This window comes from Odoribacter sp. N54.MGS-14 (assembly GCF_000980295.1).
GTDB lineage: Bacteria > Bacteroidota > Bacteroidia > Bacteroidales > Marinifilaceae > Odoribacter > Odoribacter splanchnicus.
Genome location: NZ_LARL01000011.1, coordinates 11770 through 28095 on the forward strand (window position 1 = coordinate 11770; position 16326 = coordinate 28095).

Genomic DNA, 16326 nt, shown 5'->3' on the forward strand with positions numbered 1-16326 from the left:
TTTATCGATGGGCTAAGTTAAGCAATATGTCTGAATTCGGTGGTTGTTTTTCAGAGAATAACTCATTCCTGAATGAACGCTGTAACAAAACAAAAATAAATGGAATTACTACGATCGGGTTTGCCCAGTTATTATTATATTTGTAAGCTACAAACAGAGTATGATATGGAGAATAGACTTACAGTGGGATTTACTCATGGAGATGTCAATGGTATTGGCTATGAGTTGATCATTAAAATGATGGCAGAAAACCGGATCTGCGAAGTATGTACCCCGGTATTGTTCGGATCCTCGAAGGTGGCTGCTTATCATCGGAAAGCTTTAAATATAGAAAATTTCAGTTTGAATAGTATTCAGAATGCCCGTGATGCGAATCCGAAAAGGTGTAATATCGTCAATTGTGTCGACGATGCGATCAAAGTGGATTTGGGCCAGGAGACGCCGGAATCGGACGATGCGGCGGTGCTGGCATTGAAGGCTGCTCTGACTGCTTTGGACCGGAATGAGATCGATGTCCTGGTAGGAGCTCCTCAAGGGTGCAATTCCTTTAAGCCCGCAGCGAGTTGTCCGGTATTTTTTAGCGAAAGATATGAAACCCGTAATGTCATGCCGCTGTTGGTGGGTGAAAAGATGAAGATGGGATTCGTTACCAATCATCTGCCGTTCCGGGATATTGCCGGAAATATTACGGTCAACAATATTTACTATAAACTGAAGTTGCTGGATGCTTGTCTGAAGAAAGATTTTACCATCCGGAAGCCCCGGATTGCCGTGTTGGGACTCAATCCCCATTCCGGCGAGAACTGTATGTATGGGGAAGAAGAGAAGAATGTGATTATTCCGGCGATCGAACGAGCCCGGGATAATGGGATCATGGCTTTGGGACCTTATGCGCCGGACGGATTGTTCAGTGGTGTAGAATTTGAAAAATTCGATGTTATTCTGGCCATGTATCACGACCAGGGGATGATTCCTTTCAAAACGATAGAGGGTAATGAAGGAGCGGTGTTATTGGCAGGATTACCTATTGTATATACCTCTACGGTGCATGGTATGGCGTATGATATTACCGGACAGGGTATAGCGGATGAATCGGGTATGCGCAATGCGCTTTATCTGGCTATCGATGTGTATAATAACCGGCAGATGAATGCCGAGTTAGCCCAGAATCCCCTGAGACATTACGACATCGCTTCCAATAGTAACGAAAGCGATTTGAATGTCGAGCAGATTGCCGGAATTGAAAAAGAGATGGAATAATACACTCCCAAGTTTTGACGCTGATTAGCCAACTAATTCACAAAGAATTGAACATGAATTGGTTGGCTGATTTTGTGTTATTTCCCGAATGTCCCTATTTTGTAAAAAGTTTTCAATATTCTATGATATACCCGAAGAGTATTTTTGCAGCATGCTGTTGTATCGAGAGCGATATAGTTTCCTTGTCGGGGTATGTAGCAGTCCCATTTTCCGAATATTCCAATTCAGGCGGAAATCGAATAGAAATCCACAACAAACAGCTTTAGGATAATGTGATTGTCAGTGAGAGGACGATTACCATCAGGTATTGGAAAAGGGTTTTGAGGAGTTTCTTCATGGAAATTTGAATTTAATTTGAGTATTTACATTTTACTGAAATAATTGTTCTTTATTTTTTTTAAATAATTTCTCAATGACTCTGTGTCGTCTTTGTCTGGAATGAAAATATTTTGCACAGTATTGTTTGAATCTATTGTAAACAATAATGGAGTAGTATATTTGCTTAGTGGAATTTTTTCTTTTTTTAATGAAGTAGTTATTTGTTTCCCTAAAAAGTTTTTTCTTAATCTGTTTTCAATATCATTTGAAAAAAATATAATATATTTATTTTTTGTATAGTTGGGAAACTCTGATTTGATGGTTTCACTTATTTCCTCGAGACACGGTTGACAAGCTTCCATTGAGAAATGGAAAACTAAGATATTTTTTGCAGATATATTTATCTCTGGATCTGTACTAGTATAGAAGGGGGTATTTTCTATTTCTTTGATTATTTTTGCTTTGATTGTTTCAATATAGTGTATATAATTGGATTTCCGAGTATGATATTTCTTATATTGTCGAGATATAAATATGGATAAACATACTAAGTTGAAAACGATTGTGGGAATAATAATATATTTCATTTTCATAACTATTCCTTTTTTAAAATATATTCGATTAGAATAGGATTACTATCTTCTGTCAGCTGATTTAATATTTGATTGTTTTCGTCGTCGAGTACTTGTTCATTCAGATATTCTTCTTTTTTTCTCCAGGGTTCGATGGGACCGAGAGCAATGGAATCGTTTAGAACATAGGGAGTGAAGATGACTCCTTCTTTGGTTTTGTGAAATACAATATTCCGCTGTGTCTTTTTATTGTGTAGAACATTTACATATTTTTTGCCGGATCGGATAGAGAGACAAGTATAACGGTATAAATCGGTTTCCAGGTTATTGACATGCGTATAGGGGAGTAATTCCTGTATGGCAAAATAATCTTTTCTATTATTTCGGTCGTATTCGGGAATCACTTCGTTCGGGTCGTATTTGTGTCCCGGGAAAAACCATCGATAGGCAGGAGCTATGTTTGTCGGGGTAATGGCGAATACATCATCGTATAAATAACGGGAAAAATATACGGTGTCTCGGAAACGGTAAAAACTGCTCAAGGGCGAGTTTATGGATAATTTTTTTGAACTTTTAAAACCACTGTAAACGATTTTTGAAGTAGTCCGGGAATAAATATTTAATGTAGAAGGTTCTGATAGACTATAAAAGGCAATACTGTCTCGGCTCAAAGGAATGAATTCATCGTATGCATGCAGGTCTTTGGGTAACCTGAAAGAATGGAGATATTTACCGTTTAAATCAAAAGCAAGCAGTTTTCCCCAGGGATCGAGTATCTCCAGGCATCCGTTGAAAGGATTTATGGCTAAATCTGAAATAGACATATATTCTTCGGGGCCTCTCCCTTTTCGGTTTATTTTAGAAATAAACTGTCCTTCTCGGTTGAAAATGAAAATTTGATTCTGGATACGATCGTAAATAAAAATCTTGTCTTTAGAGGTAATAATTTTAGTAATATGGGCGACTAATGAAGAATCTGTCGTTTCCAAAGGAATCAGACGGACCTGGGAAACGAAATCGAACAGGGATATCTCGTCTTCCTGTTCGATAGAAGCGGTGATAGTATCTACTTCTTCGTTAACGGTGAGTGAGTCTTTACAGCTGCCGATAAATAGGCAGAGAACTAATATAAGAATGGTATTTTTCATTTCAATGGTAGTTATTAAATAAATAATTTGAGGAATTTGTTTTCAAATTTTGTTGAAACATGATGAAAACAAATTCCTTTTTCATTTTACATATAATCGAAAGGTTTATCGCAATAATTACTTAGAAAACCTGTCTCTTTACACCACCAATAGTGGGCAGAACCTATTGGTTCATAACAACGTCCCCATCCTTTGCCGCTACAATTAACGTCAACAGGAGGTAAAGTCTCTCCTGCTGCAAATGCTTCTACTTTATCGAAGAGAAGTTCTAATTTTGAGTTATCTACATTTAACATGTTTATGAAATTGAAAATTGTTAACATAATACATATGCAACTTCCAAAAATTAATTTTCTTTTCATATTCTTTTAAATATTAAATTTTAAGTAATTAGATTAATTTGATTTTTAATTCTTCCCTGCCTTGCAGCGAAATTATACGAAAAAAGTTAGTACATTGCAGCCTCTCTTTCTTTTTTAGGGGAGTGATGGGACGACGACAGATTGTCTTTGTCAAAAGTTGGTCTGTCGATCATCCTATTTTCTCTAGGTTAAACATTTATTAACAGAATAAAGTAAAATAAATTATTTTGAGGAAAAAATTTCTAATATTCTATAATATACCCGAAGAGTATTTTTTAGGTAACAGGCTCTCCATTTTTCGTATGTTCCGGTTCTTGAATTGCTCGGTATCGTAAATTTAGTTTTGTAGTAAGAGAGAAACTAGAACGGGATATTATTTCATACGCCATTTATTGTAGTATTCCGTATCTTAGCCATATCCTAGTCCGGATATTTCTTCCGTTTGGGCTACCGAATCTTATTTTTGGGGGAATATCTAAAGATACAAAAAAGTCAACTGATCCACAATGTTTTAAATATGAATCAGTTGGTTAGCTTTATGTTATTATTGAATGTCCCGCTTTCGGTCATTTTTTCCCTTTCAGTCTTCCGAGAATACGGGGGATGTAAGTAGAAATGTGCCGTTTCTTTTTGGCTTCGTATACATCTGCAATTTTTATCAATATCGCAGATTCCTCCACTCCGCCGAAACCGGGGTTGATGGCCGTTCCGAACATCTTCATCGAAGGGGACAGACTCATATAAGCATTTACCAGGGGAGGAATGTTTTCTCCCAATTCCCGGACATAATGGGACAATATCTTGTAATCTTCATTATAATTATTACCGATAAAGATTTTTTTCATCTGTTCCTCGTCGATTTGAATATTCAGTGGATGGATAGGAACCACTAAACCTGCTGTATCCTTGAAATATTTATCTATAAAATAGAGGATCATATTCCGGGCCTGAATATTAAAACTGGTATACATCGTCACTTTCCCGAAAAAATATTCTATCTGGGGATGTTCTACCGTGAGGGCTCCCAAGCCGTCCCAGAGATTATCCAGAGCGAAAACAGATTTCCGTCCCATGCGGGTCGACTGGTAGATCGGGTGTACGAAAGAACGTCCGAGTTCGATCATTTTCGGCAGGTAATCGGATTTGAATTGATCTGAAAAACGGAAAAGTTCGGTTGTCGCCAGGTTCGGTTCTCCTTCGGCATTGAGCGATAGATGGTCACAAAGAATATAACGGTAGCCTCCGATAATTTCCTGTTCCTGGGGATCCCAGACGATCAGTTGCTGATAAGGAGTTTGTGGATCGACATCGAATTCGTCGATGTCGGTTTCTTTCCCGGTACCACCTCCGGCACTACGGAACGTAAGCTCGCGGATACGCCCGACTTCCTGCATCAGGTTTGGAGCAGAATGAGCATCGAAGGTATATATTTCATTACCGCCTTTATTCGTCTTCCGCATAAAATGTTCTTCAGTCAGCTCGGCGATAAGCTTCTTTTTCTCGATAGGGTAAATGACAGGTTGCATTTTTTTACAATTTGAAAATATAGGGTTTTATCGATGGGAAGCAAGGAGCCGGTGACTTCTGTGCCGATCGATTCCACGGAACAAATATAATGCTTTATCGGTTTTTTTTGTATCTTCACACGCAAAATAATGATATCGATTAAAGCATAAAGCCCGATGAAGTTCAAGGTATTTAGTAAAATTCGTTTTTTCTTTCTGATATATAGCGTTATGATCTTTAGCGCTTGCCATGATTCCGATAAAATCGAGCCGGAATACGGTGAACGTACCGTATTGATTTATATGGCAGCCGATAATAATCTGAATAAAGACGGTGAAACCAATATAAAGTCTATCCTGAAAGGGATGGAACAAACGGCAGGACGGCTGGTGATTTATATCGATCCCCGGTATGATGTGCCTCGTCTGCTGACCGTTAAAGGGGGGAAAGGGTGCCGTCTGGATACCTTGGAGACTTATACCGAAGAAAATTCGGCTTCCCCCGAAGTGTTGGCAAGGGTGGTACAGGAGGTGCAAAAAAGATATCCGGCCTCTTCCTATGGGTTGGTGTTGTGGTCGCATGGTCTGGGGTGGGTACCGCCGGAATATTCCTTCCCGGGGGGATATGCGATGCGGTTGCCTGATCCGGATATGCCGAGGACGAAATATTATGCCGAGGACGAACATCCCGGAACAACGGGGAAGGCTTATATGGATATCCGGGAGATGGCTGCCCGCTTGCCCGGACATTTCAACTTTATCCTTTGGGATGTATGTTTTATGGGAGGTATCGAGGTGGCTTACGAATTGAGAAATAAAACCGATTATCTCATCGCCTCTCCGGCAGAGGTGATTTCCGACGGGTTTCCCTATGAAAAAATAGTACCTTTGCTTTGGGGAGGGGAAGAGGCTATGAAACAGATTTGCCGGGAATATTATAACCATTACAATAAATATCCGGTTAATTCCCTGTGGCGTTCGGCGGTGGTCGGGCTGGTAAAGACCGGAGAATTAGAACCTTTGGCAGCGAAGGTACGCACTCTTTTAGCCGGGAAGACCGACTATGCGAGAGCCTGGCATTATCCGCTGAATCAGGGGGGATTGCCTATGGTATTTTTCGATTTCGGCGACTATATCCGGAAGATGACTACCGAAGAGGAATATAATTCGTTTAAAAAACTATTGGACCGGGTTGTGATCTACAAGGCAGCTACCGAAAAGTTGTTCGGTGATGAGGTGCCTGCCGATAAGTTTAGCGGCCTGACTTCATATATTCCTTTTTCGGAATGGTCTGATATGAATACCTATTATTATACTTTGGATTGGGGAGCTACGGTATACGAAAATAATTGATGGGATGAACCGACGGATTTTACAACTGGCGATACCTTCTATTGTATCTAATATCACAGTCCCTTTACTCGGTTTGGTGGATGTCACGATTGTCGGGCATCTCGGATCGGCGGCCTATATCGGTGCAATTGCGGTGGGAGGATTGTTGTTCAACATCCTCTACTGGAATTTCGGTTTCCTGCGTATGGGTACCAGTGGGTTGACTTCTCAGGCCTATGGACGTAAGGATGCCGATGCAGAGGTAAAAGTATTGGTACAAGCGGTCAGTGTCGGTTTGATTTCTGCTGCCGCTATTCTGATCCTGCAATATCCTGTCGAACGGCTGGCCTTTTATTTATTGGATACCAGCCCGGAGGTAGAACAATATGCCGTCACCTATTTCCGGGTGTGTATTTGGGGGGCTCCGGCTGTATTGGCGATGTATGGTTTCAAGGGATGGTTTATCGGAATGCAGAATTCCCGTTTTCCCATGTATATCGCTATCGCGGTCAATATCATCAATATTGTCTGTAGCCTCTGTTTTGTGTTCGTCCTGGGCATGAAGGTGGAAGGGGTGGCTTTGGGAACCGTAGTGGCCGAATGGTCGGGATTGGCTATGGCTTTGTTATTGTGGAGAAAGCGTTACGGGTGGTTGCGTTCCCGGATCGTTTTGCGCAATAGTTTACAATCGGTGGCTATGCGCCGTTTTTTTGCCGTTAACCGGGATATTTTTTTAAGGACTGTTTGCTTAATCGCCGTCACTACTTTTTTCACTTCTACCGGTGCACGTCAGGGCGATACTATTCTCGCAGTGAATACTTTGCTGATGCAGCTTTTTACCCTTTTTTCCTATATTATGGATGGTTTTGCCTATGCTGCCGAAGCGCTGGCCGGGCGGTATATCGGGGCTTGTGATCTGAAACAGCTCCGGCATGCGGTGCGCAATTTATTCGGTTGGGGAGTCGGGATGTCACTTTTATTTACCTTGTTGTATGGCGTAGGAGGGAAAAATTTTTTAAGTTTATTGACCAATGATCAACAGGTGATCCGGGTGGCAGGAGATTATTATTATTGGGTATTGGCCATTCCTTTAGCAGGTTTCAGTGCTTTTTTATGGGACGGTATCCTGATCGGAGCTACGGCTACCCGCCAGATGCTGTGGGCTATGGCAGTCGCAGCAGGGGCTTTTTTCCTGATTTATTACTGTTTTTCGGGAGGAACCGATAATCATATCCTGTGGTTGGCATTTCTGGTATATCTTTCATTGCGTGGTATCCTGCAAACACTTTGGGGACAGCGGATATTTTCACCACGATACCTGAAACAGGGCTGAAAATTTATCGTACCGATAAATTTTAGTTTGTGAAGTTTATAAACTAAATCAGATTATGAAACGTTTGGAAATTCTTTTGGATGACATTACACATTTAAAGGTAGATGCGATTGTGAATGCTGCGAATTCTTCATTGTTGGGCGGAGGAGGTGTCGATGGGGCTATTCATCGGGCGGCCGGACCTGAATTGCTGGAGGAATGCCGGAAATTGAACGGTTGCCCGACAGGAGAAGCGAAGATTACGAAAGGGTATCGTTTGCCGGCGGCTCATGTGATACATACGGTAGGACCGGTTTACCGGGACGGCGGGCATCATGAACCGGAATTGTTAGCCTCCTGTTATCGTAACAGTTTGCGGCTGGCAGTAGAGAACGGGTTGAAAACCATCGCTTTCCCCTGTATCAGTACCGGAGTATATCGTTATCCCAAACTTGAGGCTGCCCGGATCGCGTTCCGGGAGATCACTCGTTTTTTGGCTGTTTATCCCGGTTTTGAACAGGTGATTATCGTCTGTTTCGGGCCGGAGGACTTCAATATATATAACCGGCTTTTGGCAGAAGGGCCGGAAGCCTAAGAAAGATCGGCTCGCATGCGCTTTATGCCTCCGGTAACAATACCGTAATTTATCAGGAGGATCAGGATCAGACTCCCCAGGAAATATTGCCATCCCCAGGTGTCCAGGATCACACCCGTACCCCAACCCAGCAAACTGGATCCCAGGTAGTAGGTGAGCAGATAAATAGAGATAGTGACCGAACGCTTGGAGAGATTGTAATCGCTGACAATACGGTTGCATAAAACATGTACGACGAAAAAATTGAAAGTAAATACAGCCAGTCCTAAAGTCACGACCCGGAAGTCGGTGATGTATAATAGTAAAATGCCGGCAGCTGAAACTAAAAACATGGCTTTTAATACCTTAAAATGAGTGAAGTACCGGGTGAGTCCGGCTGTCGCAATCGACCCGAAAATACCGAATATATACATTAAATAAATATAGTGGATATAATGTTCCGGGAAATTGAAAGGTGCTTTGGTCAGATAGAATCCCAGGTAATTGTATAAACTGACGAAAACCCCCAGGATCAATCCTCCGGTCAGGTAGAAAGGGATCAATGCTTTTGAGGTGATCAGTTGGAGATTTGCTATGATGAGGGTATGGAAGCTTTCCTTGCGGGGCATAAAGTTGGTGGAGCGGGGGCTGAACAGTAAGAACAGTATGGCGAATAAGGCGCAGATCAAACCGATGCTGACCGATGCGATCCGCCAGGTGTAAAGGGCTCCGATCCAGGATGAAATGACTCGTCCGGCCATACCTCCCAATGCGTTTCCGGCGATATACAGACCCATGATTTTCCCTTTGTTGCGGGACGATACCTCTTCCGCAATGTAAGCCATGGATACGGATGTGGCTCCGGATAATAGAAAACCTTTGGCAGCACTGAGCAAAATCAGCGGAAGAAAGGTCGGGGAGAAAGAAGCCGCAACGGAAAAGATCGACGAACTGAGTAAACCGGTACCGATCATTTTTTTCCGGGGAATGCGGTCGGCCACGAACATGGTGGTAAAAAGACCGAAGACCATTCCCAAAGTCGAAAAAGAAATAGCGAAACTGCTTTCGCTGGCCGAGAGAATAAAATCTTTGGCTAAATCCGGTAACAAAGGCTGGAAATAGTAGAGCTGGGCAAAACAGGAGAACCCCGATAAGAATACACATATTGAAATAATCAGGTCCTTCCGGTTCTCCTTTTTTTCTATGTCTGCAAAAGAAGTATTCATTGAAAACCGTGGAATGATATCTACCTTTAAAATCCGGTAAAATTACCATTGCAAAAATAGGAAAAATTATTAAAATTTTTCCCTGTATATCCGGGGATATCGGATGAAAAAATCGGTGGGATAGCAATACCGGGGGAGGCGGGGGTGGGCGGAAGGGGGATGATTAGAGAAAAGAGTACAAGGCATGCTATCGTTTACAGACAGTTTGTCTTGTACTCATACCGGAGGAAAGAGATTGCCGGCCTATCCTGTCGGATCAGATCTTTACGACCCAAACAGCCAGTTTACTACCGGATACTGTAAACTTACCGTTTCCCTCTTCATCTATGGTTACTTCTTCCTGGCGGTTACCGGTAATTTCGTGCCATATTTCTCCTTGGTGTTCTGTGCCTACCTGCATAATTTTATCTCCGTCTTCACCGTTCGAGATCAGAAGGGCCAGGCCGGAATGCGGATGGGCTTCATCCCCTTTACGGGTGAAGCCGATTGTATTGGGGTGATCGAAATAGTCTAGCTGTTCGCCGTGGGCATATTTTTTACGGGCGTCCAATAAAATATCCAGGATCGGACGGTGAGGAGATTGCTTTCTTTTAATGCTATAATAATCGCCGTAGAAAATACAGGGATACCCGTCTTTTCTCAATAAGATCAAGCCATAGGCCAGAGGTTTGAACCAGTCTTTGACTTGAGATTCCAGGGAACTGTTTTTCTGGGAATCGTGATTGTCTACAAAAGTGACCGCTAAGTCGGGATGGGCGTTGACCAGGGTGTCGTTGAAAAGTTCTTGTAAATCGTAGTCCCTGCCTTTTTGTGAAGCCTGGAAAAAATGATAATGTAAAGGGACATCGAATAGGTCTATCTTATATTTAACCTCGGAAAGGTATTTGTCCAACGAGTCTTTATCGTTTTTCCAATATTCCCCTACGGCATAAAATTGTTGTCCTTGTTTAGCTCTGACGGCTTCGAGGAAATGTGCGATAAATTGATCGTTGATGTGTTTGATGGCATCGAGACGCATCCCGTCGAGGTGTAATTCCTGGCTGACCCAGATTCCCCATTTCTTCATTTCTTCCACTACTTCCGGGTGATCGAAGTCGATATCGGCAAACATCAGGAAATCGTAGTTGCCGTTTTCGTCGTCTACCCCCTCACTCCAGGTTTTTCCTTCACCGACAATCTGAAAAATTCCTTTTTTACCGGTAACTACGTCGCAGTCGATGCCTGAAAAATGATACCAGTGCCATTTGAAATCCGAGTATTTATTTCCCCGGCCCGGAAAATTGAAACCGGTCCATCCTTCGATTTCATAGGGCTCACCGAGTTGTTCTGTTCTTTGGTCGGGGTTTACTTCCCGGGCCATGAATTTTTCGGTATAGTCCGCTCCGGCTTTGTGGTTCATCACGGCATCCAGATAGACACCGACCTGATTTTTGTGCAGCTCGTCGATCATTTCCTGTAGTTGCTGTTTGGTACCGTATTTTGTCCGGATGGTTTCTTTTTGATCGAATTCTCCCAGATCATAAAGATCATAAGTACCATATCCTTCATCGTCTTGTTTCAGGGCTTTGTAGGCTGGGGGAATCCAGACAGCCGTAATTCCGATCGCATGTAAATGAGAGGCATCCCGTTTCAACTGATTCCACAAATCCCCATCGTTGGGCATATTCCACTCGAAATATTGCATCATGACTCCGTTTTCCATATTTTTTTGTATTGGTTTCCTGTTTAAAACGAAATTTTACGCCATAAAGTTCTTATGATAAGATTATTTAGAAACTTCTGATCTTTTCTGACGTTAAAAGAGTATCGAACGGCGTGTCATTCGACAGTTTCATACCGGACTCCATGATCGGCCATTTTGTGGCCGTAAAAAAGTGTTCGTAGGGTATATAACTTTATAAATTAATTTAACCCGTTCGTTTTAACCGAAACAGATATGGAACAGAATAACAGAATTTGGTGGAAAGAAGCGGTGGTTTATCAGATATATCCCCGTAGTTTTAAAGACAGTAATGGTGATGGAATCGGAGATTTATGCGGAATCATTTCCTGTTTGGATTACATCAAAAGCCTGGGAGTCGATGTGATTTGGCTGAATCCGATTTATGCTTCGCCTAATGATGATAATGGATACGATATCAGTGATTACCGGGCTATTATGAAAGAGTTCGGAACGATGGAAGATTTCGATTTGTTACTTCGGGAAGTGCATGCCCGGAATTTAAAACTGATACTGGATTTGGTCGTAAATCATACCAGTGACGAGCATCCCTGGTTTCAGGAAGCCCGCAAGTCGCGGAAGAATCCGTATTATACCTATTATCACTGGTGGCCGGTGGAACAGGAAACTCCTCCCTTGCGTCCGAGTTATTTCGAGGAGTCGGCCTGGACTTACGACCCTCATACCCGGGCCTGGTATTTACACTATTTTTCGCGGAAACAGCCCGATCTCAATTGGGAAAACCGGGAGGTGAGAGAAGCGGTGTATGATATGATGCGTTTTTGGTTCGATAAAGGAATCGATGGTTTTCGGATGGATTCTATTCCTTTGATCGCTAAAGATCCGGCTTTCCCGCCTATCGACCGGAAGAAGTATCCGGATTTGTTTTCTTCTTATGCACATGGACCTCATTTGCACGAATATTTGCACGAAATGAACCGCGAAGTATTGAGTAAATACGATATAATGACCGTTGGAGAAGGTTCGGCCGTTACTTATAAAGAAGTGGAAAAATTTGTCGGGCCCGAGCGGCAGGAATTGGATATGTTATATGGATTCGGCCCTTCGGAAGTCCGGAATTATACAACGGCCGATTGTCCCGATTCAGGTATCGGCTATAGCCTGATCGCTTTGAAAAAAATGTTCTCCGGTTGGGATAAAGCGGTCGGGAAGGGATGGCCTGCCATTTATCTGGGAAATCACGATCAGCCCCGGATGTTGAGTCGTTTTGGAGATGACCGCCCGCAATTCAGAGTATATGCCGCTAAGATGCTGGCGACTTTTTTACTGACGATGCGGGGCACTCCTTATTGGTTGGCAGGTGATGAAATCGGGATGTGTAATCCGAAGTTCGACCGGATCGGGGATTATCGGGATATTGCGACTTTGAACCAATATAAACAGATAGAAAAACGCAAAGGAGATACGCAATGGTTTCTTCAGATGCAGCAACAGACTTCCCGGGATAATGCGCGGACACCCTTTCAATGGGATAACTCGGGACAAGCCGGGTTTACAACCGGAATGCCCTGGATCGGAGTGAACCCCGACTATCGGAAAATCAATGTAGCGGCCCAGGAAAAAGATCCCTGGTCGGTATTGAACTATTTCCGGCAATTGATCGCTTTACGGAAAAGTTCTCCGGATCTTGTTTATGCCGGCTATACCTTGTTGGATGCAAAAAATCCCCGGACCTATACTTATCTCCGTAAAGGAGAAAAATATCACTATCTTGTTGTACTGAATTTCTCTTCCAAACAGGCTGAGGCTTATCCGGGAATCGATATGCAGGGAGCGGAAATTTTGATGTGCAACTATGGCGATCTGCCTCAGTTAGATAAGGTATTGTCTTTACGGCCATACGAAGCGGTGGTGATGCGGTCGGAAGAATTCGGCGGTTGACGGGAGTATGGTTTGGCACATAATTTTGTATCTTTGCGCTCTCTTTTTTAAGCGATGGAGCGGATTATTTTTATCTTATCATATGAGAAGCGTTGGGATTGCTGGATGGTGTATGCCAACCGGGCAATAGATGCCGGTGATTTTTTTCAAAGTATAGGTCGGTATATCGGGGATGAAGACCTGGAAGTATGGCCTGTAGTCAGAAAGATTACGGAAACGATCCGTAAGTACGATACCCCTATGCTTTTCAAACAGTTTGGCCGGAAAAAATTTAAGGATGAACGTATGTTTCTGCAAAAAGTGGAGGAAGCGTATATCCGTGAAGATATCCGGCCTTATATCGATAAGTATGTCGCACAGGTACTGGATGAACTGACCGAAGCGGGTTGTCCTTTGTTTTTGAAAACCAGTCGTTTAGATAATTTTTATAAGAATCAGCGCCTGATGCTTAAATCCGTTCCTTTGCGGGCATTGTTGAAATTCGAAAGGACAGGGGAGTTTACCCGTTATATTTTGCGTTTGACAGATGGAGAAAAGACCTTTTATCCCAGTGATTACGCGTTGAAGGTGCTGACCCGGCGGCCTTGCCGGGTGGTTTCAGGCAGGCAGCTATTCCGTTTCCCGGAAGATTTCGACGGGCAGCGTTTGCAACCTTTTTTGCAGAAAAGGGAGATTATGATCCCCAAGGCAAACGAAGGCATCTATTTCCGGCGTTTTATACTGAAAAATGTACGGCATGAAGAGATCGAGGTACAAGGTTTCGACGTGATCGTCCGGGAAGTGGAAAAACAGGCCTTCCTGTCACTTGAACGCGATATACTCGGCATGCCGGTCCTGGTGATGGAATATAAATACGGTAATCAATATATTCCCGGCTGGTCGTCCCGGAAAGCTTTGGTGGAATTATATACGGAAGGGGACCGCTATGCTTTCTATAAGGTCAGCCGGGATCCGGAATGGGAACAGCTGCAAGCCCGGCAATTGGTTGCTTTGGGGATCAGGAACGATACGGAAGGGTATTTCCATTTGCCGGAAGTTACTGTGATGACCTGGAAGACTGAAAAAGAAACCGAAGATCGGGACAAAGTGAGCGGGGAGGTTATTGCCGATGCCTGGCAGAAGACCGTGACCTGGGTACAGACACATGGGGATGAGTTGAAAGCGATGGGGATCGGCTTCACTCAGAAAACATTGCGCCGGGCCTATTATATCGGAGCCTGGCAGATCGATAGTTCGGTATCGGAAACGATGGATTGGTTCGAATTGAAAGCAGAAGTTATTCTGGCTGATGGGCGCCGGATTCCTTTGCTTCGTTTCCGGGACCATATTCTGACGGGTAAACGTGAGTTTTTACTCGATGACGGCACCTTATTCCTGATTCCTGAAGAATGGTTCGCTACCTATACCGAGTTGCTTTTATTTGCCCAAGGAAAGGGGACTTCCTTATTTTTTCACCGCAGCCAGTATGTTTTATTAAAAAACTGGGCGGAGACGACCTGTCATTTTTCATTGCCGGAGAATTTGCAGGAAGAGGTGACTCTGCCCTTTGATTTTCAGGTGACTTTACGTCCGTACCAGCGTTTCGGTTATGAATGGATGTACCGTTTGTACCGATGTGGCTTGGGAGGTTGTCTGGCCGACGATATGGGATTGGGAAAAACACTTCAGGCCATTGCCCTGATCTTGAAATACAGGCAGGAAGGAGTAAAAAAGCCTGTTGTAAACCGATGGCCTGACAGCGGAAAACAACTGAGTTTGTTCGATGCCCCGGAAGAGGTAAGCAGGCCGGATGAGGGAGATCGTTCATTGGTATACCATACCTGTCTGGTGGTTGTACCGGCTTCTTTGATCCATAATTGGCGGAATGAACTTCGGAAATTCGCTCCTCAGCTGACTGTGACTATCTATGCCGGAACTAACCGTATCGATTTGCGTTCATACCTGCAACGTTCGGATGTCGTATTGATCACTTATCATACTTTGCGGAACGATATCGATATTTTGTCCCGCCTGACTTTCGGTATCGTCGTTGCCGACGAAGCACAAATGTTAAAGAATCCGGGGTCTCAGCTCCATCAGGCTATGATGCGTATTCAGGGAAGGTGTTTTTGGGCTTTGTCGGGTACACCGATAGAAAATTCACTGACCGATTTGTGGGCTGTGATGAATTGGGTGAACCGGGGATTACTCGGATCACAGCGTTTTTTCCGCGATCATTTTATCCGTCCTATATTGGCCGATGTAGAAGGGCGGATGAGCGAAGCTTTGCGTAAACTGATCGCTCCGTATATTTTACGCCGTACCAAAGAAGAAGTGTTGGCCGATTTGCCGGATCTCACAGCCGAGTTGGTCGTTTGTGAACCCGAAGAGGAACAGCGGAAGGTATATGAAGAGGAACAGTCCCGGGTGAGAAATTATATCTTGAGTGAGAGAGAGAATCAAGGGGAATTACGAAGTGATTTTATGGTTTTAAAAGCTCTGATCCGATTACGTCAGATCGCCAATCACCCCCGTTTGGTCGAAACTGGGTATGAAGGAAATTCCGGAAAGTTTAGTGAGGTATTCCGTATGTTGGGAGAAGTGATTGCTTCCGGACACAAGGTGTTGGTTTTTTCTTCTTTTGTAAAATATCTTAAAATGGTAGCTGAAGAAACAATGGTCCGGGGATGGAAATATGCGATGCTGACAGGCTTGACTGCCGACCGGGAACAGACTATCCGGCATTTTCAGGCCGACCCGGAATGCCGGATCTTCCTGATTTCTTTGAAAGCCGGTGGAGTAGGCTTGAATCTCACCGAGGCCGATTATGTATTTATTCTCGATCCTTGGTGGAATGTCGCTGCTGAAAATCAAGCCGTTAGCCGGGCTCACCGGATCGGGCAAAAACGGGCGGTATTCGTCTATCGTTTTATTACTGCCGGAACACTCGAGGAAAAAATTCTGGCTATCCAGGAACGTAAACAACGCCTTGCCGATTCTGTCATAACAGCAGCTACTTCCATCCCTTTGACAGATGAAGAATTATTGGAAGTGCTCTGAAGGGAACCTTGAATTTGGAGAAAAGAGTACGGGAGAATCAAAGTTGACTCTTCATT

The 16326-nt window shown here is 43.4% G+C and carries 12 protein-coding genes; 6 read left to right on the forward strand and 6 right to left on the reverse strand.

The window, feature by feature from the left end:
- Window positions 1-165 precede the first annotated feature (165 nt).
- Window positions 166-1260, forward strand: a complete 1095-nt coding sequence (locus tag WS42_RS04055) for a PdxA family dehydrogenase (RefSeq protein ID WP_013610613.1) — start codon at window positions 166-168, stop codon at window positions 1258-1260.
- Between the two features lie 362 nt (window positions 1261-1622).
- Here the strand turns inward: WS42_RS04055 and WS42_RS04060 are convergent, their stop codons facing one another.
- From WS42_RS04060 to glsB, 4 genes are all read right to left on the reverse strand, one after another.
- A complete protein-coding gene (locus tag WS42_RS04060; protein ID WP_013610618.1) occupies window positions 1623-2171 on the reverse strand; it encodes a hypothetical protein in 549 nt (182 codons plus the stop codon).
- Window positions 2172-2173: 2 nt separating this feature from the next.
- Window positions 2174-3298, reverse strand: coding sequence for a DUF4934 domain-containing protein (locus WS42_RS04065; protein ID WP_013610619.1), 1125 nt, complete (start codon window positions 3296-3298; stop codon window positions 2174-2176).
- Window positions 3299-3384: 86 nt separating this feature from the next.
- Window positions 3385-3660: a hypothetical protein gene (locus WS42_RS04070; protein WP_022160680.1), complete on the reverse strand. Its 276-nt coding sequence runs from the start codon at window positions 3658-3660 to the stop codon at window positions 3385-3387.
- 566 nt (window positions 3661-4226) lie between these two features.
- The gene (gene glsB / locus WS42_RS04075) at window positions 4227-5186 is read right to left on the reverse strand and encodes a glycine N(alpha)-acyltransferase GlsB (protein WP_022160681.1); all 960 of its coding nucleotides are present in this window, start codon (window positions 5184-5186) and stop codon (window positions 4227-4229) included.
- A 210-nt stretch (window positions 5187-5396) separates the two neighbouring features.
- Between glsB and WS42_RS04080 the strand changes: the two genes are divergently transcribed.
- From WS42_RS04080 to WS42_RS04090, 3 genes are read left to right on the forward strand one after another with little or no spacing between them, the layout of a single operon-like run.
- Entirely contained in the window at window positions 5397-6518 is a 1122-nt protein-coding gene (locus tag WS42_RS04080) for a clostripain-related cysteine peptidase (protein WP_162610007.1), read from the forward strand.
- Window positions 6519-6522: 4 nt separating this feature from the next.
- Window positions 6523-7830 (forward strand): MATE family efflux transporter, encoded by a 1308-nt coding sequence (locus tag WS42_RS04085; RefSeq protein ID WP_022160683.1) that lies wholly within the window; start codon window positions 6523-6525, stop codon window positions 7828-7830.
- A 55-nt stretch (window positions 7831-7885) separates the two neighbouring features.
- On the forward strand, window positions 7886-8404 hold the full coding sequence (locus WS42_RS04090; protein ID WP_046402902.1) for an O-acetyl-ADP-ribose deacetylase: 519 nt from the start codon (window positions 7886-7888) through the stop codon (window positions 8402-8404).
- On the opposite strand, the gene WS42_RS04095 is transcribed toward WS42_RS04090, so the two are convergent.
- Entirely contained in the window at window positions 8401-9609 is a 1209-nt protein-coding gene (locus tag WS42_RS04095) for an MFS transporter (protein ID WP_022160685.1), read from the reverse strand. The two genes, WS42_RS04090 and WS42_RS04095, sit on opposite strands and share 4 nt — an antisense overlap.
- A 256-nt stretch (window positions 9610-9865) precedes the next feature.
- A complete protein-coding gene (locus tag WS42_RS04100) occupies window positions 9866-11311 on the reverse strand; it encodes an alpha-amylase (RefSeq protein ID WP_046402900.1) in 1446 nt (481 codons plus the stop codon).
- A 234-nt stretch (window positions 11312-11545) separates the two neighbouring features.
- Between WS42_RS04100 and WS42_RS04105 the strand changes: the two genes are divergently transcribed.
- Window positions 11546-13231, forward strand: coding sequence for a glycoside hydrolase family 13 protein (locus WS42_RS04105; protein ID WP_022160092.1), 1686 nt, complete (start codon window positions 11546-11548; stop codon window positions 13229-13231).
- A 54-nt stretch (window positions 13232-13285) separates the two neighbouring features.
- A complete protein-coding gene (locus WS42_RS15295) occupies window positions 13286-16270 on the forward strand; it encodes a DEAD/DEAH box helicase (protein WP_022160093.1) in 2985 nt (994 codons plus the stop codon).
- Window positions 16271-16326 lie beyond the last annotated feature (56 nt).

Excerpts from the sequence above, each read along its gene's own strand:
- WS42_RS04055 (WP_013610613.1), top strand. The coding sequence starts at position 166 with ATGGAGAATAGACTTACAGTGGGATTTACTCATGGAGATGTCAATGGT.
- WS42_RS04060 (WP_013610618.1), bottom strand. The coding sequence starts at position 2,171 with ATGAAAATGAAATATATTATTATTCCCACAATCGTTTTCAACTTAGTA.
- WS42_RS04065 (WP_013610619.1), bottom strand. The coding sequence starts at position 3,298 with ATGAAAAATACCATTCTTATATTAGTTCTCTGCCTATTTATCGGCAGC.
- WS42_RS04070 (WP_022160680.1), bottom strand. The coding sequence starts at position 3,660 with ATGAAAAGAAAATTAATTTTTGGAAGTTGCATATGTATTATGTTAACA.
- glsB (WP_022160681.1), bottom strand. The coding sequence starts at position 5,186 with ATGCAACCTGTCATTTACCCTATCGAGAAAAAGAAGCTTATCGCCGAG.
- WS42_RS04080 (WP_162610007.1), top strand. The coding sequence starts at position 5,397 with ATGATCTTTAGCGCTTGCCATGATTCCGATAAAATCGAGCCGGAATAC.
- WS42_RS04085 (WP_022160683.1), top strand. The coding sequence starts at position 6,523 with ATGAACCGACGGATTTTACAACTGGCGATACCTTCTATTGTATCTAAT.
- WS42_RS04090 (WP_046402902.1), top strand. The coding sequence starts at position 7,886 with ATGAAACGTTTGGAAATTCTTTTGGATGACATTACACATTTAAAGGTA.
- WS42_RS04095 (WP_022160685.1), bottom strand. The coding sequence starts at position 9,609 with ATGAATACTTCTTTTGCAGACATAGAAAAAAAGGAGAACCGGAAGGAC.
- WS42_RS04100 (WP_046402900.1), bottom strand. The coding sequence starts at position 11,311 with ATGGAAAACGGAGTCATGATGCAATATTTCGAGTGGAATATGCCCAAC.
- WS42_RS04105 (WP_022160092.1), top strand. The coding sequence starts at position 11,546 with ATGGAACAGAATAACAGAATTTGGTGGAAAGAAGCGGTGGTTTATCAG.
- WS42_RS15295 (WP_022160093.1), top strand. The coding sequence starts at position 13,286 with ATGGAGCGGATTATTTTTATCTTATCATATGAGAAGCGTTGGGATTGC.